Annotated in this window: 19 protein-coding genes and 1 pseudogene; 16 read left to right on the plus strand and 4 right to left on the minus strand. The window is 72.9% G+C overall.

Translation table 11 applies throughout. The annotated features are described in order from the left end of the window. Positions 1-81 precede the first annotated feature (81 nt). Positions 82-4,200: a HAMP domain-containing protein gene (locus ABZ385_RS08190; RefSeq protein WP_358910593.1), complete on the minus strand. Its 4,119-nt coding sequence runs from the start codon at positions 4,198-4,200 to the stop codon at positions 82-84. A gap of 417 nt (positions 4,201-4,617) precedes the next feature. Here ABZ385_RS08190 and ABZ385_RS08195 point away from each other — a divergent pair, with 417 nt between their 5' ends. Then, positions 4,618-6,495 (plus strand): SpoIIE family protein phosphatase, encoded by a 1,878-nt coding sequence (locus tag ABZ385_RS08195; protein ID WP_358910595.1) that lies wholly within the window; start codon positions 4,618-4,620, stop codon positions 6,493-6,495. A 340-nt stretch (positions 6,496-6,835) separates the two neighbouring features. Beyond that, complete coding sequence (gene hemW / locus ABZ385_RS08200; RefSeq protein ID WP_358910452.1) at positions 6,836-8,068, plus strand: radical SAM family heme chaperone HemW; 1,233 nt, start codon at positions 6,836-6,838, stop codon at positions 8,066-8,068. Between the two features lie 81 nt (positions 8,069-8,149). On the opposite strand, the gene ABZ385_RS08205 is transcribed toward hemW, so the two are convergent. Together ABZ385_RS08205 and ABZ385_RS08210 are read right to left on the minus strand one after the other, a co-directional pair. After that, on the minus strand, positions 8,150-9,028 hold the full coding sequence (locus ABZ385_RS08205; protein ID WP_358586000.1) for a DUF3097 domain-containing protein: 879 nt from the start codon (positions 9,026-9,028) through the stop codon (positions 8,150-8,152). 35 nt (positions 9,029-9,063) lie between these two features. Continuing rightward, a complete protein-coding gene (locus tag ABZ385_RS08210) occupies positions 9,064-9,798 on the minus strand; it encodes an MBL fold metallo-hydrolase (protein WP_358586004.1) in 735 nt (244 codons plus the stop codon). A gap of 217 nt (positions 9,799-10,015) precedes the next feature. On the opposite strand from ABZ385_RS08210, the gene hrcA reads away from it, so the two are divergent. From hrcA to ABZ385_RS08255, 9 genes and pseudogenes are all read left to right on the plus strand, one after another. Then, positions 10,016-11,032: a heat-inducible transcriptional repressor HrcA gene (hrcA, locus tag ABZ385_RS08215; RefSeq protein WP_358585998.1), complete on the plus strand. Its 1,017-nt coding sequence runs from the start codon at positions 10,016-10,018 to the stop codon at positions 11,030-11,032. Beyond that, positions 11,033-12,169 (plus strand): molecular chaperone DnaJ, encoded by a 1,137-nt coding sequence (dnaJ, locus tag ABZ385_RS08220; RefSeq protein ID WP_358585996.1) that lies wholly within the window; start codon positions 11,033-11,035, stop codon positions 12,167-12,169. Between the two features lie 367 nt (positions 12,170-12,536). Beyond that, a complete protein-coding gene (locus tag ABZ385_RS08225) occupies positions 12,537-13,619 on the plus strand; it encodes a nitronate monooxygenase (RefSeq protein ID WP_358910453.1) in 1,083 nt (360 codons plus the stop codon). Continuing rightward, complete coding sequence (locus ABZ385_RS08230; protein ID WP_358910455.1) at positions 13,616-14,356, plus strand: 16S rRNA (uracil(1498)-N(3))-methyltransferase; 741 nt, start codon at positions 13,616-13,618, stop codon at positions 14,354-14,356. The genes ABZ385_RS08225 and ABZ385_RS08230 overlap by 4 nt, the downstream gene beginning before the upstream one ends. Before the next feature lie 82 nt (positions 14,357-14,438). Then, a complete protein-coding gene (locus ABZ385_RS08235; protein ID WP_358910457.1) occupies positions 14,439-15,023 on the plus strand; it encodes a hypothetical protein in 585 nt (194 codons plus the stop codon). A 261-nt stretch (positions 15,024-15,284) separates the two neighbouring features. Beyond that, entirely contained in the window at positions 15,285-15,638 is a 354-nt protein-coding gene (locus ABZ385_RS08240) for a histidine triad nucleotide-binding protein (protein WP_358585989.1), read from the plus strand. 15 nt (positions 15,639-15,653) lie between these two features. Continuing rightward, positions 15,654-16,559, plus strand: coding sequence for a ribonuclease Z (locus ABZ385_RS08245; protein WP_358585988.1), 906 nt, complete (start codon positions 15,654-15,656; stop codon positions 16,557-16,559). A 40-nt stretch (positions 16,560-16,599) separates the two neighbouring features. Further along, the gene (locus tag ABZ385_RS08250) at positions 16,600-17,601 is read left to right on the plus strand and encodes an adenosine deaminase (RefSeq protein ID WP_358585986.1); all 1,002 of its coding nucleotides are present in this window, start codon (positions 16,600-16,602) and stop codon (positions 17,599-17,601) included. Between the two features lie 25 nt (positions 17,602-17,626). Next, positions 17,627-17,792: pseudogene (locus ABZ385_RS08255) on the plus strand (DUF4158 domain-containing protein); the annotation flags it as partial. Here ABZ385_RS08255 and ABZ385_RS08260 read toward each other — a convergent pair. Continuing rightward, positions 17,714-18,070, minus strand: a complete 357-nt coding sequence (locus ABZ385_RS08260) for a hypothetical protein (protein WP_358586010.1) — start codon at positions 18,068-18,070, stop codon at positions 17,714-17,716. The pseudogene ABZ385_RS08255 and the gene ABZ385_RS08260 sit on opposite strands and share 79 nt — an antisense overlap. 283 nt (positions 18,071-18,353) lie before the next feature. Here ABZ385_RS08260 and ABZ385_RS08265 point away from each other — a divergent pair, with 283 nt between their 5' ends. From ABZ385_RS08265 to ABZ385_RS08285, 5 genes are all read left to right on the plus strand, one after another. Continuing rightward, positions 18,354-18,524 (plus strand): hypothetical protein, encoded by a 171-nt coding sequence (locus ABZ385_RS08265; RefSeq protein ID WP_358910459.1) that lies wholly within the window; start codon positions 18,354-18,356, stop codon positions 18,522-18,524. A 2-nt stretch (positions 18,525-18,526) separates the two neighbouring features. Continuing rightward, on the plus strand, positions 18,527-18,697 hold the full coding sequence (locus ABZ385_RS08270; RefSeq protein ID WP_358910461.1) for a hypothetical protein: 171 nt from the start codon (positions 18,527-18,529) through the stop codon (positions 18,695-18,697). An 11-nt stretch (positions 18,698-18,708) separates the two neighbouring features. Continuing rightward, positions 18,709-20,013, plus strand: coding sequence for a glucarate dehydratase family protein (locus ABZ385_RS08275; RefSeq protein WP_358910463.1), 1,305 nt, complete (start codon positions 18,709-18,711; stop codon positions 20,011-20,013). 64 nt (positions 20,014-20,077) lie between these two features. Next, complete coding sequence (locus ABZ385_RS08280; RefSeq protein WP_358585981.1) at positions 20,078-21,181, plus strand: PfkB family carbohydrate kinase; 1,104 nt, start codon at positions 20,078-20,080, stop codon at positions 21,179-21,181. 203 nt (positions 21,182-21,384) lie between these two features. After that, positions 21,385-23,472: a PhoH family protein gene (locus ABZ385_RS08285; protein ID WP_358910465.1), complete on the plus strand. Its 2,088-nt coding sequence runs from the start codon at positions 21,385-21,387 to the stop codon at positions 23,470-23,472.

The following is a 23,472-nucleotide window of genomic DNA, read 5'->3' on the forward strand; positions in this document are numbered from 1 at the left end:
CCGTCGCGGGCGAGGCCTGAGCCGTCGGCCCCGCCCGTCGCGCGGCCCGGGAAGCCGGCGCCGCGCACCGGCCGAGGGGCCTCAGTCGGCGGCCGGCGGCACGGCCCGCTCTCCTCGGGCGCCGGCCTGCTCCGGCAGGACGGGCGCCGCGTCGGCCGGCGCGGGCCGGCCGTCGGCCGCCGCGTCCCCGGGGTCGAGCAGGGCGCAGACGACGCCGAGGAGCTGGTCCACGTCCACGGGCTTGGGCACGTACTCGGTGGCGCCCCGGGCGATGGCCTTCTCGCGGTCGCCCGGCATGGCCTTGGCGGTGAGGGCCACGATGGGCAGACCCTGCCAGCGGGGGCTGCGGCGGATGGCGGCCATGGTCTCGTAGCCGTCGAGCTCCGGCATCATGATGTCCATCAGGACGAGGTCGACGTCCGGGTTGCGCTCCAGGGTCTCGATGCCCTCGCGGCCGTTCTCCGCGTACAGGACGGGCATGCCCACGCGGCTGAGCACATGGGTCAGCGCGAAGACGTTGCGGATGTCGTCGTCGACGATGAGCACCTTGCGGCCCGGCAGCAGGCGGCCCGCGCTCCCCGCCTTCCACTCCTCCAGCTTGGTCGGGGTGGGCCAGCCGTCGGGTTCGGGGTCGGGAGCGGTGTGCGGCCGCGGCGCGGTGGGTTCCCGCTGCTCGGGTGGCTGCTGGGCGCGCGCGGCGGCGTAGGCGACGGCGGCCGCGCCGTGGCCCGGGTGCACCACCGGCACGTACAGCGAGAAGGTGGAGCCCTGGCCGGGGCGGCTCTCGGCGGTGATGCGGCCGCCGAGCAGGCCCGCGATCTCGCGGCTGATGGACAGGCCGAGGCCGGTGCCGCCGTACTTGCGGTTGGTGGTGCCGTCGGCCTGCTGGAACGCCTCGAAGATCGCCGGCAGCTGCTCGGCCGGGATGCCGATGCCGGTGTCGCTGACGGCGAAGCAGAGCACGTCGTCGCCGGTGTGGGACGCCCCCTCGCCCGCGCTGTCCCCGGCTCCGGCACGGTCGTCCCGGACGCGGCTGACCCGCAGTTCGACGCGGCCGCCCGCGGTGAACTTGACCGCGTTCGACAGGAGGTTGCGCAGGATCTGCTGGAGGCGCTGCTCGTCGGAGAACATCTCGGGCGGCACGTCCTCGTCGACCACCACCTCGAAGGCCAGACCCCGGTCGAGGGTGAGCGGGCGGAAGGTGGCGTGGACGTAGTCGAGGACCTTGATCAGCGGCAGCCTCTTCGGGCGTACGTCCATCCGGCCCGCCTCGATCTTCGACAGGTCCAGGATGTCGTTGATGAGCTGGAGGAGGTCCGAGCCCGAGCGGTGGATCGTCGCCGCGAACTGCACCTCCTGGTCGGAGAGGTGGTCGTCGGGGTTGTCGGAGAGCAGCCGGGCCAGGATCAGCAGGGAGTTGAGCGGGGTGCGCAGCTCGTGCGACATGTTCGCGAGGAACTCCGACTTGTACTGGGAGCTGGTGGCGAGCAGCGCCGCCTTCTCCTCCAGCTCGGCGTTCGAGCGGCGCAGCTCCGCCTGCTGGCGCTGGAGTTCGTCCGAGCGCTCCTGGAGCTGGGTGGCCAGGCGCTGCGACTGGCCGAGCAGTGACTCCGTACGGGAGTTGGCGATGATGGTGTTGATCGCGACGCCGATGGTGTTCACGAACTGGTCGAAGAAGGCCAGGTGGACGTCGGAGAAGCGGGAGAACGTCGCCAGCTCGATCACGCCGAGCAGCTTGTCCTCGAAGAGGATCGGGATGATCACGAGGGTGGCGGGGGCGGCGTCCCCGAGTCCCGAGTGGATCTTGATGTAGTCCGGCGGCACCTCCTCGACCAGGATGCGCTTCTTCTCCTGGGCCGCCTGGCGCACCAACCCCTGCGCGGGCATCCCGCCGGTGTCCACCACCGCGTCCTGCGCCGCGCCGTACCCCGCGATGAAGGCGAGGCCCTTCGCGGTGACCTGCGTGGGCGCCGGGGACTCGGCGGCGTCCGGGTCGGCCAGGAAGAAGGCGCCGTACTGGGCGTTCACCAGCGGGGTCAGCTCGCGCAGGATCAGGTCGGCGACCTCCATCAGGTCGCGGTGGCCCTGCATCAGGCCGGCGAGGCGGGCGAGGTTGGACTCCAGCCAGTCCTTGGCGCGGGTGGTCTCCCGGAGGTTGGAGACCATGAGGTTGATGTTGTCCTTCAGCTCGGAGACCTCGCCGCGCGTCTCGACGGTGATGGCCCGGGTCATGTCGCCCTGGGCGACGGCGGAGGCGACCTCGGCGATGGCGCGGACCTGGGTGGTGAGGTTCAGCGCCAGCTCGTTCACGTTCGTCGTCAGGCGCTTCCAGGTGCCGTAGACGCCTTCGACGCGTGCCTGGCCGCCCAGCTGGCCCTCGGAGCCGACCTCGCGGGCCACCCGGGTGACCTCCGAGGAGAAGGAGGAGAGCGTGTCCACCATGGTGTTGATGGTGGTCTTCAGCTCCAGGATCTCGCCGCGCGCGTCCACGTCGATCTTCTTGGACAGGTCGCCCTGCGCCACGGCGGTCGCGACCTGCGCGATGTTGCGGACCTGGCCGGTGAGGTTGTCCGCCATGTAGTTGACGTTGTCGGTGAGGTCCTTCCAGACCCCCGACACCCCGAGCACCTGCGCGCGGCCCCCCAGCCTGCCGTCCGTGCCGACCTCGCGGGCCACCCGCGTCACCTCGTCGGCGAAGGCGCGCAGCTGCTCCACCATGGTGTTGACGGTGTCCTTCAGCTCCAGGATCTCCCCGCGCGCCGACACCGTGATCATCTTCGACAGGTCGCCGTTGGCGACGGCGGTGGTGACCTGGGCGATGTTGCGCACCTGCGAGGTGAGGTTCGACGCCATGAAGTTGACGTTGTCGGTGAGGTCCTTCCATACGCCGGACACGCCCCGCACCTGGGCCTGACCGCCCAGATTGCCCTCGGTGCCGACCTCGCGGGCGACGCGGGTGACCTCGTCCGCGAAGGCGGAGAGCTGGTCCACCATCGTGTTGATCGTCGACTTCAGCTCCAGGATCTCCCCCTTCGCCTCCACCGTGATCTTCTTTCCGAGGTCGCCCTGGGCGACGGCCGTCGACACCAGCGCGATGTTGCGCACCTGCGAAGTGAGGTTGTCGGCCATGAAGTTGACGTTGTCCGTGAGGTCCTTCCATACGCCGGACACGCCCCGCACCTGGGCCCGGCCGCCCAGATTGCCCTCGGTGCCGACCTCGCGGGCGACGCGGGTGACCTCGTCCGCGAAGGCGGAGAGCTGGTCGACCATCGTGTTCACCGTCGACTTCAGCTCCAGGATCTCGCCCCGGGCGTCGACGGTGATCTTCTGGCTCAGGTCGCCGTTGGCGACGGCGGTGGTGACCTGGGCGATGTTGCGGACCTGCGAAGTGAGGTTCGACGCCATGAAGTTGACGTTGTCGGTCAGGTCCTTCCACACACCGGACACGCCGCGCACCTGGGCGCGGCCGCCCAACTGGCCCTCCGTGCCCACCTCGCGGGCCACCCGCGTCACCTCGGCGGCGAAGGCGGACAGCTGCTCGACCATGGTGTTCACGGTCAGCTTCAGCTCCAGCAGCTCGCCGGTCGCCTCCACCGTCACCGTACGCGTCAGGTCGCCCTGCGCCACCGCCGTGGTCACCAGGGCGATGTCCCGCACCTGCGCGGTGAGCCGCGCCGCCATCGTGTTCACGGCCTCGGTGACATCCCGCCAACTCCCCGAGAGGCCGCGCACCTTGGCACGCCCGCCGAGCCGCCCCTCGGTGCCGACCTCGCGGGCGACCCGCGTCACCTCGCCGGTGAACAGGGAGAGCTGGTCGACCATCGTGTTGACGGCGCGGCCGAGCCGGCGCAGGTCGCCCCGCAGCTCCCGGCTGCCGTCGTGCAGATCGACGCGCTGGGTCAGGTCGCCGCCCGCCACGGCGTTCAGCACCCGGGTGGCGTTGGCGGCCGGGGCGACCAGCGCGTCGAGCAGGGAGTTCACCTCCTGGACCCGGCCCGCCCACCTGCCCTGCCCGGGGCTCGGGTCGAACCGCTCGCCCAGGCGGCCGTGCCGGATGATCTCCCGGCGGACGCGGACCAGCTCGGCGTCGAAGTGGAGCGAGCGGTCGAGCAGTTCGTTGAAGACCGCGTACAGCTCGGCCGTGATGCCCTCGCCGACGGGGGCGACCTTGGTGAAGGCCCCGTCCCGCGCGGCCCGCAGGGCGGCGAGGAGCGGGCGCAGCTCGGCGGCACCGGCGGCACCGGCGGCCCCGGAGTGTCGGGCGCGGTCAGCGGTGTCGGCGGCCCCGAAGTCCCCGGAGCCCCCGGCGGTGGTGGCGGTCACGGTGGCGGTCTCCAGGGCGGGTTCGGCCGTCGCGGGCACGGGGGAGGTGGCAGCGGGTGCCGACGCCGCGATCCGGCCGGAGGCGGGCCCGGGCATAGCACGGTTGTCACTCATGGCGGCCCACTTCGGTAACTCGGTGCTTATGGGCGCGGCCAGTCTGTCACCCTGGCGGTGTCGCCTGAGGCGTAATCACCCGAACTGCTCAGGAGCGCAACCGTGGGGTCCATTCCGACGCAACGGGAGACCGAACTCGGTGCTTCCGCCGAGAACCAGGCCCGCCCCGGGCCACCGGCGGTGGTGCGCACCTCCCTGCCCGGAAACCCCCTGGCGCCCGCCGCCGCCCGCCGGTTCGTGCGCGCGGCGCTCGCCGACTGGACCGAGCTGGGGGTGCCCGCGGCCGCCGGGATCACCGTACGTCTCACCGACGACGCGGTGCTGCTGGTCAGCGAGCTGGTGACGAACGCCGTCGTGCACGCGGGCACCGCCGTCGAACTGCTGTGCCGTCTCGACGGCGCCGTGCCCGGCGAGGACCCCGAGACCCTCGTCATCGAGGTCTCCGACCACCACCCCTCCCGCGCGCTGCGCAGCGAGCAGGGACCGCCGCCGCCCGGCACCCCCGAGTACGGCCGAGGTCTGCAACTGGTCGCCACGCTCTCGGAGTCCTGGGGCATCACCTACCGCACGGGCACCAAGACCGTCTGGGCGCGGCTGCCCGTCCAGGGGGCCGGTGCGGGGCACGAGAGCGAGTCGTACGCCGGTGAGCAGGCGGCGGGGGGCGGCCTGCGCACCGACGAGATCCTCGCGCCCCTTCCCAAGCGGGTCACGCACGACACGGAGTGGGTGGGCCGCGGCGCGCTCAGCTTCCTCGCCGAGGCGTCCGACCTGCTGGCCGGCCAGTTCGACGAGGACCTGGTGGCCGCCCTCGCGGGACAATTGCTCGTCCCGCGCCTCGCCGACTGGTGCGCGATCTGGCTGGAGGACGCATCGGAGGGCCCGGGCCGCGCGGCCACCGGGGCGCCGGGCGCGCGGCTCGCCCGCGTCTGGCACACCAGCGAGCACCGCATAGAGGAACTGCGCCGCGTCCTGGAGAAGGACCCGCCCCAGCTGCCCGAGGCGACCGGCTCGGGCGCGTTCCCGGTGCGCTGGCCGGGCGAGGCGCTGGGCGGCGAGCCGTTCGGCACGGCGCTCGGGTACCGCCTGATCGCGGGCGGCCGGGCGCTCGGCACTCTGGTGATCGGCCGGGCGGGCTTCGCCCCGCCCGCGGCCGTGCACCGCGCACGGGCCGGGGACGTCCCCTTCCCCGACGAGGTCACCGGCCTCGTCGAGGACTTCAGCCGGCGCGTCGCGCTCGCCGTCAGCACGGCCCGCCGCTACCAGCGGCAGGCCAACATCAGCCAGATCCTCCAGCGGGGCCTGCTGCCCAGCAAGGTCGCGCAGATCCCCGGCGTGCAGAGCGGCCTGGTGTACGAGCCACGGGACAAGGGCGGCCCCGGCGGCGACTTCTACGACGTGTTCCAGGCGGGCGAGGGGCGCTGGTGCTTCGCCCTCGGCGACGTCCAGGGCAAGGGGCCCGAGGCCGCCGTCGTCATCGGCCTCGCCCGGCCCTGGCTGCGGCTGCTCGCCCGCGAGGGCTACCAGGTCGCCGAGGTCCTCGACCGCCTCAACCAGCTGCTCCTCGACGACGCGACCGAGGCGGCGGACGCGGCGGCCGCCGTCGTCGCCGTCGCGGGCGGCCAGGGCGTGTCGCCCGACGGCCCCACCTCGCGCTTCCTCTCCCTCCTCTACGGCGAGCTGGTCCCCTACGAGGGCGGCGTGCGCTGCACCATCGCGTGCGCCGGGCACCCGCTGCCGCTGCTGCTCTCCCCCTCGGGACAGGTGCGGGCGGCGGCCTCCCCGCAGATGCTGCTCGGCGTCATCGACGACGAGACGTACACCAGCGAGAGCTTCGAGCTGCGCACCGGCGACACCCTCCTGTGCGTCACCGACGGGGTGACCGAGCGGCGCTCCGGACGCTCCCAGCTCGACGACGGCGACGGCCTCGCCCAGGCCCTCGCGGACTGCGCGGGACTCGACGCGGGGCTCGTCGCGGAGCGGATCCGACAACTCGTGCACGAGTTCTCGGAGCGTCCCCCGGACGACGACGTGGCACTGCTGGTGCTCCAGGCGGACTAGACCGGGCCGGGTGGATGGGCGGGGCGGACGGGCCGGGTGGACGGGTCGGGCGGATGGGCCGGGCGGATGGGCCGGGCCTATGGATCAAGGCGGACGAGCCGGCGGACGGGCCGGGTGGACGGGGCGGTGCACGGAGCAGGCCGGGCGGATGGGCCGGGCGGATGGGCCGGGCCTATGGATCAAGGCGGACGAGCCGGCGGACGGACCAGGTGGACGGGCCGGTGCATGGAGCAGGCCGGGTGGACGGGCCGGGGGGGGGAAGGAGCAGGCGGGCCGGGCGGTGGGGTGGGCCGGCGAGAAGGGGCGCCGGGTGTGGTCGGCGGTGCGGGACAATCGACGTATGCCTTCCGCACTGCCCGATGGTGAGCCCATGCCCGAGGACGGGGCGCTGCCCGCGTCCGCCCTGGACGGCGCGACCTCCCGCCCTCTCGGCTTCTACCTGCACGTTCCGTACTGCGCCACGCGCTGCGGCTACTGCGACTTCAACACCTACACCGCGACCGAGCTGCGCGGCTCCGGCGGTGTGCTCGCCTCGCGCGACAACTACGCCGACACCCTGACCGACGAGGTGCGCCTCGCGCGAAAGGTCCTCGGCGACGACCCCCGCCCGGTGCGCACCGTCTTCGTCGGCGGCGGTACGCCGACGCTGCTCGCCGCCCGTGACCTCGTACGGATGCTCGCCGCCGTACGGGACGAGTTCGGGCTCGCGGACGACGCGGAGATCACCACCGAGGCGAACCCGGAGTCGGTCGACGCGGCCTACCTGGCGGAGCTGCGGGAGGGCGGCTTCAACCGGGTCTCGTTCGGCATGCAGAGCGCGCGGCAGCACGTGCTGAAGGTGCTCGACCGCACGCATACGCCCGGGCGGCCCGAGGCGTGCGTCGCAGAGGCGCGGGCGGCCGGCTTCGAGCACGTCAACCTCGACCTGATCTACGGCACGCCGGGGGAGAGCGACGACGACTGGCGGGCCACGCTGGACGCGGCGCTGGGCGCCGGACCTGACCACGTCAGCGCCTACGCCCTGATCGTGGAGGAGGGCACGCAGCTGGCCCGGCGCATCCGGCGCGGCGAGGTGCCGATGACGGACGACGACGTCCACGCCGACCGGTACCTGATCGCCGACGAGGCGCTGAGCGGCGCCGGCTTCGCGTGGTACGAGGTGTCCAACTGGGCCACCTCCGAGGCGGGGCGGTGCCTGCACAACGAGCTGTACTGGCGGGGCGCCGACTGGTGGGGGGCCGGGCCGGGGGCGCACAGCCACGCCGGGGGCGTGCGGTGGTGGAACGTGAAGCACCCCGGGGCGTACGCCGCCGCGCTCGCCGCGGGCAGGTCGCCCGGGGCAGGGCGCGAGGTGCTCTCCGCCGAGGACCGGCGGGTCGAGCGGATCCTGCTTGAGCTGCGGCTGCGCGAGGGCTGCCCGCTCTCGCTGCTGCGGGAGGCCGGTCTGGCGGCATCGCGCAAGGCACTGGCCGATGGCCTGCTGGAGGCCCGCCCCTACGCGGACGGGCGGGCCGTCCTCACGCTCCGGGGCCGGCTGCTGGCGGACGCGGTGGTACGGGACCTGGTCGACTGAGGGGAGCCGTCCCGGCGGCGGAGCCGCCCCCAGGGCAGCGTGACGAAGTCGATGGTCAGTGCAGCGTGACGAAGCCGATGCTCAAGGCAGCGTGACGAAGTCGATCAGCTCCTCCACCCGGCCGAGGAGCGCCGGCTCCAGGTCCTTGTAGCTGCGCACCGAGCCCAGGATCCGCTGCCAGGCCGCACCCGTGTTCGGTGGCCACCCCAGCGCCTCGCACACGCCCGTCTTCCAGTCCCGCCCCCGCGGCACCCGCGGCCACGCCTCGATGCCCACCGAGGCCGGTTTCACCGCCTCCCACACGTCGATGTAGGGGTGGCCCACCACCAGCGCGTGCTCGCCGGTCACCCGCGCCGCGATGCGGGACTCCTTGGACCCGGGGACGAGATGGTCCACCAGGACGCCGAGGCGCGCGTCGGGGCCGGGGGAGAAACCGGCGACGATCGCGGGGAGGTCGTCGATGCCCTCCAGGTACTCCACGACGACGCCCTCCACGCGCAGGTCGTCGCCCCAGACCCGCTCGACCAGTTCCGCGTCGTGCCGGCCCTCGACGTAGATGCGCCCGGCGCGGGCGACCCTGGCCCGCGCCCCGGGGACGGCCACCGAGCCGGACGCGGTGCGCGCGGGGCGTACGGGAGCGGCGGCCGCAGCCGAGGCGGGGCGGACCAGCGTGACCGTCCTGCCCTCCAGGAGGAAGCCCCGCGGCTCCATCGGGAAGACGCGGTGCTTGCCGAAGCGGTCCTCCAGCGTCACCGTCGGCCCCTGCGCCGTCTTCTCGCAGCGGATCACCGCCCCGCAGAACCCGGTACCCACCTCCTCCACCACGAGGCCGGCGTCCGCCGCCACCTCGGGAACGGCCTTCGGCTTCTTCCAGGGAGGCGTCAGGTCGGGCGAGTACAGGCGGCGCTGCGGGCCCGTGGGGCCCTCGGCGGGGTGGCGGCGGGAGACGGGTGGGCGCATTTTCCCGACGATAGGAAGAGAGCGCGGACGGACCGCTACGACACGCCGAATCGGGCCGCCAGTGTGGCGCGCTGCGCACGGACAAAAGCGGCATCCACCACCGCACCGTGCCCCGGCACGTACCGCGCGTCCTCACCGCCCAGCGCGAGCAGCCGGTCCAGCGCCGCCGGCCACCGCCCCGGCACCGCGTCCGGCCCCGCCTGCGGTTCGCCGGACTCCTCGACGAGGTCGCCGCAGAAGACGACCTCCCGCCCGCCGTCCGCCGCGGGCACCAGGACCGCCAGGTCGTGCCCCGAGTGCCCGGGGCCGACGTCGGCGAGCAGGACCTGGCGCCCGCCGAGGTCCAGCGTCCACTCGCCGCACACCAGGTGGTGCGGACGGACCAGGAGGTCGGCGGCCTCCGCCGCGGCCTCGGGGTCCACGCCGTGGCGCACCGCGTCCGCGCGCAGCTCCTCGCGGCCCTCGGCGAGGACCGTCTCGATGCCGACCGCGCCGTACACCTCCACGCCCGCGAACGCCGCCGCCCCGAGGACGTGGTCGAAATGGGGGTGCGTCAACGCGAGATGCGTCACGCGCCGCCCGCCGCCGAGGAGCTCCCTCGCCCGCGTCCGCAGCGCCGCGCCCTCGGCCAGGCTCGACCCCGCCTCGATCATCAGGGCCGCGTCGGCACCGACGACGAGCCCCGCCGTGCAGTCCCACACCGGCAGGCGGCACCGCCCCACACCAGGTGCGAGCCGTTCCCAGCCCGCCGCTTCCCATGCCGGCTCCACATCCATACGGTGACGCTAGCCGGTGCGCGGCCCCTCGGCAGCCTCCGACGAACCCCCGGCGGACCCCCGATGGGCCCCCGGCGGACCAAGGTGGGGTCCGGCCTTGCCGGGCCCGTACCCCACGGCCGTACACTGAGCCTTTGACAAGCTGGCACTCACCCGCGTTGAGTGCCAGAGCGGGGAACACCGCGACGGATGACGGCTGGAGGTGTGCGCGATGCTCAGTGAACGCAGGCTCGAAGTGCTGCGCGCCATCGTCCACGACTATGTCGGGACGGAGGAGCCCGTCGGCTCCAAGGCGCTCACCGAGCGGCACAGTCTCGGCGTCTCCCCGGCCACGGTGCGCAACGACATGGCGGCGCTGGAGGAGGAAGGGTTCATCGCCCAGCCCCACACCAGCGCGGGGCGCATCCCGACCGACAAGGGCTACCGGCTCTTCGTCGACAAGCTCGCCGGCGTCAAGCCGATGACCGCCCCCGAGCGCCGCGCCATCCAGAACTTCCTCGACGGCGCCGTCGACCTCGACGACGTCGTGGGGCGTACGGTGCGGCTGCTCGCGCAGCTGACCCGGCAGGTCGCCGTGGTGCAGTACCCCTCGCTGACGCGCTCGACGGTGCGTCACGTGGAGCTGCTCTCGCTCGCGCCGGCGCGCCTGATGCTCGTACTGATCACCGACACCGGCCGGGTCGAGCAGCGCATGATCGACTGCCCGGCGCCCTTCGGGGAGACGTCGGTGGCCGATCTGCGGGCCCGGCTCAACAGCCGGGTCGCGGGGCGCCGCTTCGCGGACGTGCCGCAGCTGGTGCAGGACCTGCCCGAGGCATTCGAGACCGAGGACCGCGGCACGGTCGCCACGGTCCTCTCCACCCTCCTCGAAACGCTGGTCGAGGAGACCGAGGAACGGCTGATGATCGGCGGAACCGCCAATCTCACCCGCTTCGGACACGACTTCCCCCTCACGATCCGGCCGGTGCTCGAAGCCCTTGAGGAGCAGGTCGTGCTCCTCAAGCTGCTCGGCGAGGCCACGGATTCGGGCATGACCGTACGGATCGGTCATGAGAACGCCCATGAGGGCCTCAGCTCCACCTCCGTGGTCTCGGTCGGCTACGGTTCGGGCAGCGAGGCAGTCGCGAAACTAGGCGTGGTCGGACCGACCCGCATGGACTATCCGGGAACGATGGGAGCAGTACGCGCAGTGGCACGTTACGTCGGACAGATCCTGGCGGAGTCGTAAGTGGCCACGGACTACTACGCCGTACTCGGCGTGCGCCGCGACGCTTCCCAGGACGAGATCAAGAAGGCCTTCCGGAGGCTGGCGCGTGAGCTTCACCCGGATGTGAATCCGGACCCGAAGACTCAGGAGCGCTTCAAGGAGATCAACGCCGCCTACGAGGTGTTGTCGGACCCGCAGAAGAAGCAGGTCTACGACCTCGGCGGCGACCCGCTGTCGCAGGCGGGCGGCGGGGGCGCGGGCGGCTTCGGCGCCGGTGGCTTCGGCAACTTCTCCGACATCATGGACGCGTTCTTCGGGACGGCGTCGCAGCGCGGGCCGCGCTCGCGCACGCGCCGTGGCCAGGACGCCATGATCCGGCTGGAGATCGACCTCGACGAGGCCGCCTTCGGCACCACCAAGGACATCCAGGTCGACACGGCGGTCGTCTGCACGAGCTGCAGCGGCGAGGGTGCCGCGCCGGGCACGTCCGCCCAGACCTGTGACATGTGCCGCGGTCGCGGCGAGGTGTCGCAGGTCACGCGGTCCTTCCTCGGGCAGGTCATGACCTCGCGCCCGTGTCCGCAGTGCCAGGGCTTCGGGACCGTCGTGCCGACGCCCTGCCCGGAGTGCGCCGGGGACGGCCGCATCCGGTCGCGGCGGACGCTGACCGTCAAGATCCCCGCCGGTGTCGACAACGGCACGCGGATCCAGCTCGCGGGCGAGGGCGAGGTCGGCCCCGGCGGCGGCCCCGCCGGCGACCTCTACGTCGAGATCCACGAGCTGCCGCACGCCGTCTTCCAGCGGCGCGGCGACGACCTGCACTGCACGGTCACCATCCCGATGACCGCGGCGGCCCTCGGCACGAAGGTGCCGCTGGAGACGCTGGACGGCGTGGAGGAGATCGACATCCGGCCCGGCACGCAGTCCGGCCAGTCGGTGCCGCTGCACGGGCGCGGTGTCACGCATCTGCGGGGCGGCGGGCGCGGTGACCTCATCGTGCACGTCGAGGTCCTCACGCCGACGAAGCTCGACGCCGAGCAGGAGCGGGTGCTGCGGGAACTCTCCCAGCTGCGTGGCGAGGAGCGGCCCACCGGGCAGTTCCAGCCGGGGCAGCAGGGGTTGTTCTCGCGGTTGAAGGACGCGTTCAACGGGCGGTAGCGCCTGGAGCTGGGTCACTGTGTCCCCGGGTGGTTGTTCCGTGCCCGGGGGCGCCCTGCTTTTCCCGTGCGGGTCGGCTTTTGGTTGCTCGCGCCCCGCGGCGGAGCCGCACGTGTCACAGCCCCGCGCCCCTGATGGGGCTTCCCGTGCGGGTTGTGGGTGGTTGCTCGCGCCGTTCCCCGCGCCCCTTACGGGGTTGCTCGCGCCGTTCCCCGCGCCCCTTACGGGGTTGCTCGCGCCGTTCCTCGTGCCCCTTACGGGGTTCTCGCGTCCCGTGGCGGAGCCCGCGTGTGGCGGGCTCGTGGCCCTTGCGGGGGGCTGTGGGGTGGCGTTCGGTGGGGTGGGTGGGGCATGGCACGATGCTTGTATGTCCTCCGTGCTGACCGAGCTCTGCCGCCATCCGATCGTGCAGGCCCCCATGGCGGGCGGTGCGTCCTGTCCGCGGCTGGCCGCGGCCGTCTCCGAGGCCGGGGGGCTGGGATTCCTCGCCGCCGGGTACAAGACCGCCGACGGGATGTATGAGGAGATCAAGCAGGTCCGGGGGCTGACGTCGCGGCCCTTCGGCGTCAACCTCTTCATGCCGCAGCCCGACACCGCCGACGCCGCCGCGGTCGACGTCTACCGCAGCCAGCTCGCCGGCGAGGCCACCTGGTACGACACCCAGCTCGGCGACCCCGACAGCGGGCGCGACGACGGCTACGACGCCAAGCTCGCCATCCTCCTCGACGACCCCGTGCCGCTCGTCTCCTTCACCTTCGGCTGCCCCACCCGCGACGTCCTGGACTCCTTCGCCCGCGTCGGCACCCTCACCGTCGTCACCGTCACCACGCCCGAGGAGGCGCAGGCCGCCCAGTGGGCCGGCGCCGACGTGGTGTGCGTCCAGGGCGTCGAGGCGGGCGGCCACCAGGGCACCCACCGCGACGACCCCGAGGCCGACGGCGCCGGGATCGGGCTGCTCTCCCTCGTCACGCAGGTCCGCGAGACCGTGCAGATCCCCCTCGTCGCGACCGGCGGCCTGATGCGCGGCGCGCAGATCGCCGCGGTGCTCGCGGCGGGCGCCGACGCGGCGCAGCTCGGCACGGCGTTCCTGGTCACCCCGGAGTCGGGCGCCAACATGCTGCACAAGCAGGCCATGACCAACCCGCTCTTCCTGCGGACCGAGCTGACCCGGGCGTTCTCCGGGCGGCCCGCCCGCGGCCTCGTCAACCGCTTCATGCGCGAGCACGGCCCGTACGCGCCCGCCGCCTACCCCGAGGTGCACCACCTGACCAGCGGCCTGCGCAAGGCCGCCGCGAAGGCCGGGGACGCCCAGGGCATGGCCCTGTGGGCCGGACAGGGCCACCGCCTCGCCCGGGAGCTGCCCGCCGGGCAGCTCGTGGAGGTCCTCGCGGCCGAGCTGGCCGAGGCGAGGGACGCGGCGGCCCGCGAGGACCGGGACGGCACGCCGTGACCGCCCCCGTCTTCGTCGTCGAGCACTTCGACGTGCGCGCCGACGGGCGCTACGTGCTCGAAGGACCCGAGGGGCGGCACGCGGTCTCCGTGAAGCGGCTGCGCGCCGGCGAGGACGTCGTCCTGACCGACGGCGCGGGCCGCTGGGCGCACTGCGTGGTCCTGGACACCGAGGGCAAGGACCGGCTCGTCGTACGGATGGACGCGGTCACCGAGGAGCCCGAGGAGTCGCCCCGCATCACCGTCGTCCAGGCGCTGCCCAAGGGCGACCGCGGGGAACTGGCCGTCGAGACCATGACGGAGACCGGCGTCGACGCCGTGGTGCCGTGGGCCGCCTCGCGCTGCATCACGCAGTGGAAGGGCGAGCGCGGTCTCAAGGCGCTGGCCAAGTGGCGGGCCACCGCCCGCGAGGCGGGCAAGCAGTCGCGCCGCGCCCGCTTCCCCGAGGTGGCCGACGCCGCCTCCACCAAGCAGGTCGCCGCCCTTCTCGCGGACGCCGACTTCGCGGCCGTCCTGCACGAGGAGGGCAGCGAGCCGCTGGCCACCGCCGAACTCCCGGCGAGCGGCCGGATCGTGCTCGTCGTCGGACCCGAAGGGGGCGTCTCCCCGGACGAGTTGGCGGCCTTCGCCGAGGCCGGCGCGAAGCCGTACCGTCTCGGCCGCAGCGTGCTGCGCACCTCGACCGCGGGGACGGCGGCGACGGCGCTGCTCCTGGGCCGCACCGGCCGCTGGTCCTGACCGACCCGCCCCTCGCCGGGCCGCCCGCACATGGCCGCATGCGGTCTACCGCACCGCCGCCCGAAGTGGCACTCTGCCGCCCATGGGGGCATTGAGGCGGTTACGGCAACGGAACGCAGGGAAACGGCGTACCCCGATCCTGTGCGCCGTCGGGCTCGCGGGCGCCGCCGCGCTCGGCGTCACGGCGTGCGACCCCGTGGCCGGCGGCCTGAACACCTCGGCGGTCTCGCTCACCGTCGACCAGCTGGGCACGAAGCAGCTGGAGCGCCGGCATCTCGACGTGGCGTGGCTGAGCTGCACCGCCCGCTACCGGGACCGGGTGACCCCCAAGAGCGGCGCCCCGACGCCCGAGGCCGTGGTCGAGGTGGACTGCCGGGGCGAGTCCGACGACGGCGAGGACATCACCGTCGAGGGCACCGTGCGCGCCGTCGTCAACGGCAGATGCGTACGGGGCGACCTCACCGCGAAGGTCGACGGCAAGCAGTGGTTCCGCGTCGACGTCCTCGGCAACTGCGGGGCCGGCGGCGGCGCGTCCTCCCCGCCGCCCGGCTCGCAGCCGCCGCCCGCCCACGGCGAGCCGGAGCCCGGCCCCACGACCACCGTCACGGTGACCGTCACCCCGCACCCGCGGCCGACCCCCACCTGCGACTGCGTCCCGGGAAAGTGACCCGGTGACCCGGCCGGCCCCCGGACGGTGGTGACCACCCCCACGCGGTGGGCCACGACTCGCGGCTGGCCGAGGCGGTACGGAGCGCGCTCGCCGCGCCGCGGGAGAACCCGGCCGAGGCGGCGCCGGACCTCCCCGGGGCGCCGTGGCCCCGCCCGCGCCCGCGCGAGGGGGTGTGTTCCCCCGGCGCCGCGCCCCCTCGTGACGCGGAGGGATAGCATTCCGTGCGTACGGATCACTGCTGACGAGGAGGCCGGACCCATGGCGGGTGAAGCGCGAAGCGACTGCCTGTTCTGCAAGATCGCCGCGGGGGAGGTGCCGGCGACCGTGGTGCGCGAGACCGAGACGACCGTCGCCTTCCGCGACATCAACCCGCAGGCGCCCACGCACGTCCTGGTGATCCCCAAGGCGCACCACCCCGACGCCGCGTCGCTGGCCGCCGCCGAGCCGCAGATCGCCGCCGACGTGCTGCGGGAGGCCGAGGCGATCGCCGCGGCGGAGGGCCTGGACAGCTACCGCACCGTCTTCAACACCGGTACGGGCGCCGGACAGACGGTCTTCCACGCCCACGCCCACATCATGGGCGGCCGCGGCCTCCAGTGGCCCCCCGGATAGCGGGGCCGGCTCCTCTTGTCGTCACGTGAACTGGTGGTGCTCGGCACCGCCAGCCAGGTCCCGACCCGGCACCGCAACCACAACGGCTACGTCCTGCTCTGGGACGGCCAGGGCATCCTCTTCGACCCCGGCGAGGGCACGCAGCGGCAGCTGCTGCGCGCCGGGGTCGCCGCCCATGACCTGCACCGGATCTGCGTGACGCACTTCCACGGCGACCACTCCCTGGGCCTCGCCGGAGTGATCCAGCGCATCAACCTCGACCGGGTCCCGCACCCCGTCACCGCCCACTACCCGGCCTCCGGGCAGCGCTTCTTCGACCGGCTGCGGTACGCGACCGCCTACCGCGAGACCGTCTCGCTCACCGAGGCCCCGGTCGCCGCCGACGGGCCGCTGGCCACCGGCCCCTCCTACACCCTCGACGCGGTGCGGCTCTCCCATCCCGTCGAGTCGTACGGCTACCGCCTCGTCGAGCCGGACGGGCGCCGCATGCTGCCCCGCCTGCTCGCCGAGCGCGGCATCCAGGGACCCGACGTCGGACGGCTCCAGAGGCAGGGCAGCCTCGGCGGTGTCACGCTGGAAGAGGTCAGCGAGGCGCGGCGCGGGCAGCGCTTCGCCTTCGTGATGGACACCCGGCTCTGCGACGGCGTCCACGCGCTCGCCGACGGCTGCGACATGCTGGTCATCGAGTCGACGTTCCTGGACGAGGACGTACGACTGGCCACCGACCACGGCCACCTGACCGCGGGTCAGGCCGCCCGGGTGGCCCTCGACGCGGGCGTGCGCCATCTCGTGCTGACGCATTTCAGCCAGCGCTACCCCGACCCGGACGTCTACGCACAGCAGGCCCGCGCCGCCGGTTTCACCGGCGAACTCACCATCGCCCGCGACCTGTCCCGCGTCCCCCTGCCCAAACGCACCTGAGCCCATCCCCCCACAGCACAGAACTGAGCGAGACCGCACCATGCCGATCCCCAAGGCCGAACTCCACCTCCACATCGAAGGCACCCTCGAACCCGAGCTGGCCTTCGAACTCGCCGCGCGCAACGACGTCGACCTGCCCTACGCCGACACCGAGGAACTGCGCAAGGCCTACCTCTTCGACGACCTCCAGTCCTTCCTCGACCTCTACTACGGCCTGATGGCCGTGCTGCGCACCGAGGCCGACTTCGAGCAGCTCGCGGACGCCTACCTCACCCGCGCCGCCGCCCAGGGCGTGCGCCACGCGGAGATCTTCTTCGACCCGCAGGCCCACATGAAGCGCGGCGTCCCCCTCGCCACCGTCGTCGAGGGCCTGAGCCGCGCGCTGGAGCGCAGCGAGGAGCGGCACGGCGTCTCCACACGGCTCATCATGTGCTTCCTGCGCGACGAGTCCGCCGAGTCCGCGATGGAGACGCTGGAGGCGGCCAGGCCCCACCTCGACCGGATCATCGGCGTCGGCCTCGACTCGGCCGAGGTCGGCCACCCGCCGGTCAAGTTCAAGGAGGTGTACGAGGCCGCCGCCGCCCTCGGCCTGCGGCTCGTCGCCCACGCCGGCGAGGAGGGCCCGCCCGCGTACATCACCGAGGCCCTGGACGTGCTGCGCGTCGAGCGCGTCGATCACGGGCTGCGCTGCATGGAGGACCCGGAGCTGGTCGAGCGCCTGGTGCGCGAGCGCGTGCCGCTCACGCTCTGCCCGCTCTCCAACGTCCGGCTGCGCGCCATCGACACGCTGGAGGAGCACCCGCTGGCGCGGATGCTGGACGCCGGGCTGATGTGCACGCTCAACTCCGACGACCCGGCCTACTTCGGCGGGTACGTCGACGACACCTTCCACGCCGTGCGCGAGGCCCTCGGCATCGACCAGGAGCGGCTGCGCACCCTGGCGCGGAACTCCTTCGAGGCGGCCTTCCTGGACCGCGACGCGGCGGACGAGGCCCTGCGGGCGCGCTACCTCGCCGAGGTCGAGGCCTACGCGTTCGACTGACCGCGCACCCCGGGCCCGCCAGGGCATGCCAGTGGAGTTCCTGACCGACGAGCAGGCGGCGTCGTACGGACGCGCACCGACTGGGCATGGCGGTGCAGATCTGCACGGTCCGCTACATCGGCCGGTTCCTGCGAGAGGACCCGCTCGCGGTGCCCTGGGAGGTCGTGGAGTACCTCGCCGTCCAGCTCGGCGCGGTCGTACGCCGGCGGGCGATCGAGCGGCGCGTCATGGAGATCGACGAGCCCAGGATCGCGGCGCCCAGAAGGCCGTAGAACGCGCCGCCGAGCGGGTCGTTGTCGTTCACCCACGAGACGCCCACAACGGCGGCCCACCACGCGAGGCCCACGGTGACGGCGACGCGGTCACCGTCGATGCGGCGCCATACCGAGCGACGCGGGTTGCGGTGGTACGCGTAGGTCTCCAGGGCGACGAGCATGACCGCGAGTCCTACCAGCCGGAACCATGACATGTCCCTACCTCCTACTTGCAGTATCCACCGCTGTACTGGGCGGGCTTGAGCCACGTGTTGATCTTCAGGCACTTGCGGTGCGACGTCGCGATGTTGGCCATGGTCGTCCAGGCGGCGATGGTCACGGAGGAGCTTCGTCGGGATGTGAGAGCTGCTGTTGTCGGCACCGTGCCATAAGGGGCGGATGAACGGACGGTGCAGGTCGGCGTGTTGCAGCAAGAGGGGACGAAGGTCCCGCCGGTCCAGGATGAAGGCCCCGCGAAGTCGCGACTTCCCGTGACTGGTGCCCCGGCTCACCAAGCTCCTGCGCGTGCCCACCCCCGCCGACCGCGGGCCCGGCCAGCCCTGGCGCCCGGGCACCCCGGTCCCGCTCGCCCTCGCACCGGACACCCCGAGCGCGCCGCCGAACTCACCGCACTCGCCGACCACCTCACCGCGCACGGCCTGGTCCTGAAAATGCCGGCCCGCAAACGCTTCGGCCACTGGGCCCTCGCCCACCGCGAGGACTACGCGCCGTTGCTCCTCTGGGGCCCCCTGCTGGGCGCGGTCACCGTGCACTACTGCCGGCGCCGGACGGCCGCCTCCCCGGGCACCGCACCATTGACGGCCAACCGTTCGCATACCTAGTCTCCGTTCCCATGTATGGACAGAGCCTGGTCATCACGGACGTCCGCCTCACGCCGGTCCTCGTCGCCGATCCGCCGCTGCTCAACACCCAGGGCGTCCATCAGCCCTACACCCCCCGCCTCGTCGTCGAAGTGGTCACGGCGGGCGGGGTGACCGGCGTCGGGGAGACGTACGGCGACACGAAGTATCTGGAGATCGCGCGGCCGCTCGCCGCCCGGCTGGTCGGCTCGAACGTCTCGGACGTGAACCGGCTGTTCACACTCGCGGACGACACGGCCGTGGACGCCGCACGGGTGGAGGACGCGGTGGACGTCGGCGGCCTGCGCGGCGTGCAGAGCGCCGACAAGCTGCGCCTGTCCGTCGTCTCCGGCTTCGAGGTGGCCTGCCTGGACGCGCTCGGCAAGGCGCTCGGACTGCCGGTGCACGCCCTGCTCGGGGGCAAGGTGCGCGACGCCGTGGAGTACAGCGCGTACCTGTTCTACAAGTGGGCCGAGCATCCCCCGGGCCGCGCGAGCGAGCCCGACGACGGCTGGGGCGCCGCCCTCGACCCGGCCGGCATCGTCGCCCAGGCCCGCCTCTTCGCCGAGCGCCACGGCTTCAGCTCCTTCAAGCTCAAGGGCGGCGTCTTCCCGCCGGACGAGGAGATCGCCGCGCTCCGCGCCCTCGCCGAGGCCTTCCCGGGCAGGCCGCTGCGCCTGGACCCCAACGGCGCCTGGTCGGTGGAGACTTCGCTGCGGGTCGCCGCCGAACTCGCCGACGTACTCGAATACCTGGAGGACCCCGTGCTCGGCACCCCCGCCATGGCCCGGGTCGCGGCGGGCACCTCGGTGCCGCTCGCCACGAACATGTGCGTGACGACCTTCGCGGAGATACCGCGGGCCTTCACCGAGGACGCCGTGCAGGTGGTCCTCTGCGACCACCACTACTGGGGCGGCCTGCGCCGCACCCGCGAACTGGCCGCGGTCTGCCGGACGTTCGATGTCGCCGTCTCCATGCACTCCAACACGCACCTGGGCATCAGCCTCGCCGCGATGACACACGTGGCGGCGACCGTGCCCGACCTGCACCACGCCTGCGACACGCACTACCCCTGGCAGGCCGAGGACGTGCTGCGCGAGCGGCTGCCGTTCGTGGCCGGCCGGATCGCCGTCACCGACCGCCCCGGACTCGGCGTCGAACTCGACCGGGACAAGCTCGCCGCCCTGCACGCGCGCTGGCTGGACGAGGACTTCCGCGCCCTGCGGGAGCGGGACGACGCCGCCGCGATGCGGGTCGCGGACCCCGCCTGGACGACCCCTTCCGTGCCGCGCTGGTAGCGCCGGGCGACGCGACGATCACAGAACCCGGGACCTCGGGCGCCTCGTCCGTTACGTTGCCTGCATGGTCGTATCCATAGAGCCCACCGTCGACCCGCTGAAGGCGTCCCGCAGAGCCGGCGATCCGGCCTGCGACGTCTACCTCACCGGCACGGTCTTCCTCGACATCATCTTCACCGGCCTCGACTCCGCGCCGGTGCGCGGCACCGAGTCCTGGGCGCGCGGCATGGGGTCGAGCCCCGGCGGCGTCGCCAACATGGCGACTGCGCTCGCCCGGCTCGGTCTGCACACATCCCTGGCCGCCGCCTTCGGCGACGACCACTACGGGGAGTACTGCTGGGACGCGCTCGAAGGGGGCGAGGGCATCGACCTCACCTCGTCGCGCACCGTCGCCGGCTGGCACACCCCGGTGACCGTCTCCATGGCGTACGAGGGCGAGCGGACAATGGTCAGCCACGGCCACGAGCCGCCGCCGGACGCCGACGCCCCGGACGGCGGCGCCCCCTCCTGCCCGCCCCGGGCCAGGGCCGCCGTCGCCTCGCTGACCCCCGGCACCCCCGCCCCCTGGATCGCCCGCGCCGCCGCCACCGGCACCCGGATCTTCGCCGACGTCGGCTGGGACGACACCGGGCGCTGGGACCTCGCCACCCTCCCCGACCTGCGGCACTGCGAGGCGTTCCTGCCGAACGCGGAAGAGGCGATGCGGTACACGCGCACCTCGTGCCCCCGGGCCGCCGCACGGGCGCTGACCGAGCACGTGCCGCTGGCCGTGGTGACCCTCGGCGCGGAGGGCGCCTACGCGGTGGACCGGCGGACCGGGGAGACGGCGGAGGTGCCGGCGATCGAGGTGGAGGCGCTGGACCCCACCGGGGCGGGTGACGTCTTCGTGGCGGGCTTCGTCACCGGGACCCTCGCCGGCTGGCCGCTGGCCGACCGGCTGGCCTTCGCGGGCCTCACGGCGGCGCTCTCCGTGCAGGAGTTCGGCGGGTCCCTGTCCGCGCCCGGCTGGGCGGAGGTCGGCGCCTGGTGGCGGCGGGTGAGCGAGTTCGACGAGCAGGACCCGGTGGCGCTGCGCCGCTACAGCTTCCTGGAAACCCTGCTCCCGGCCCAGAGCCGCCCCTGGCCCCTACGCCGAGCGGTCCCGACGATCGGCTTCAGACAGGCGTAAGGGGGAAGGCGGTTGCGGCAAGGACTGGACCCGGGGCAAACGGGTGGGTGGGCGGGAAGGCATCCGCCGCGCAGCGGCGGCACAGCCCGTACCCGCACGAAATCCCCTACGGCACAGCGCCAGCGCCGTCGTACCCTGGAAGCGCAAGGCCACGCGGCCCCCGCCCCGCACGAGGAGGATGAGCAGGCCTTCAGAGCCGGCCCATGACGCAGACACCCATCACTCCCCCCGCAGGCCAGGACGAGGCGCGAGCCCACTTCACGGTCCCGGCGAAGCATCCCATGGTGACCGTCCTCGGTTCCGGCGACGCTCTCCTGCGGGTGATCGAGAAGGCCTTCCCGGCGGCCGACATCCATGTCCGGGGCAATGAGATCAGCGCCGTGGGCACGGCCCGCGAAGTCGCCCTCATCCAGCGCTTGTTCGACCAGATGATGCTGGTGCTCCGCACCGGTCAGCCGATGACGGAGGACGCAGTGGAACGCTCGATCGCCATGCTGAGGGCGGACGAGAACGGCGGCGGCGACCAGGAGACCCCCGCCGAGGTCCTCACGCAGAACATCCTCTCCTCCCGCGGCCGCACCATCCGCCCCAAGACGCTGAACCAGAAGCGGTACGTCGACGCGATCGACAAGCACACCATCGTCTTCGGCATCGGCCCCGCCGGCACCGGCAAGACCTACCTCGCCATGGCCAAGGCCGTGCAGGCCCTGCAGTCCAAGCAGGTCAACCGCATCATCCTGACCCGCCCCGCGGTCGAGGCCGGCGAGCGCCTGGGCTTCCTGCCCGGCACCCTGTACGAGAAGATCGACCCGTACCTGCGCCCGCTCTACGACGCGCTGCACGACATGCTCGACCCCGACTCGATCCCGCGCCTGATGGCGGCGGGCACCATCGAGGTGGCCCCCCTCGCCTACATGCGGGGCCGTGCGCAGCCTCGCTTCACCAACGTCCTGACCCCGGATGGCTGGCGTCCCATCGGTGACCTGCGGGTCGGCGACCTCGTCATCGGTTCCCACGGTGAGCCGACTCCGGTTCTCGGTGTCTATCCGCAGGGCGAGAAGGACATCTACCGCGTTACCGCTCAGGACGGCTCGTGGACGCTGTGCTGCGGTGAGCATCTGTGGACGGTCAGGACGGCCTCGGACAAGCGCCGTGACAAGCCGTGGCGCGTCCTGGAGACCCGGGACATGATCGGCAACCTGCGAGCGGCGCACGCCCGCCGGTACGAGCTGCCGATGCTCACCGCACCCGTGGCGTTCCCCGAGCGCACGGTCCCCATGGATCCGTACGCGCTCGGCCTGCTTCTCGGTGACGGTTGCCTGACCGGCTCCACCACTCCGTCGTTCGCCACCGAGGACCACGAGCTCGCCCAGGCCCTGGAGGCGGCGCTTCCGGGAGTCACCGTCCGGCACAAGAGCGGCCCGGATTACGTGTTGAACAGGGTGAAGTCGCCTGGTGACGTGGTCACTCTGGAGAACCCGGTCACCCGCATCCTGCGTGAACTGGACCTTGTCGGCAGTCGTTCTTGTTCCAAGTTCGTGCCGGACGACTACCTGTACAACACCGCGGAAGTCCGTCTCGCGGTGCTGCAGGGCCTGCTCGACTCGGACGGCGGCCCGGTTGCCCAGACCGACCGCACCTGCCGTGTCCAGTACTCGACCACGTCGATCGTGCTGCGGGACGACGTGATCGCGCTGGTCCAGTCCCTCGGCGGCGTCGCCTACACCCGACGCCGCCCGGCTGAGGGCCGCGAGCAGGGCTCCGCGCTGGCCGCCCATCGGCGTGACGCGCACGTGGTCGACATCCGCCTCCCGGAAGGCATCGAGCCATTCCGCCTCACCCGCAAGCGCGACAAGTATCACGCGGCCGGCGGCGGCGGGCGTCCGATGCGCTTCATCGACAGCATCGAGCCCGCGGGCCGGGAGGAGGCCGTCTGTATCCAGGTGGCCGCCGAGGACTCGCTGTACGTCACGCAGGATTACCTGCTGACGCACAACACCTTGAACGACGCCTTCATCATCCTCGACGAGGCGCAGAACACCAGCGCCGAGCAGATGAAGATGTTCCTGACCCGGCTCGGCTTCGACTCGAAGATCGTCATCACCGGTGACGTCACCCAGGTCGACCTGCCCGGCGGCACCAAGAGCGGTCTGCGCGAGGTCCAGCAGATCCTGGAGGGAGTGGAGGACATCCACTTCTCCCGGCTCACGTCCCACGATGTCGTCCGGCACAAGCTGGTCGGCCGTATCGTCGACGCGTACGAGCAGCACGACAGCCGCGACGGGAAGTAG

The organism is Streptomyces sp. NPDC005898, assembly GCF_040629635.1.
Taxonomy (GTDB): domain Bacteria; phylum Actinomycetota; class Actinomycetes; order Streptomycetales; family Streptomycetaceae; genus Streptomyces.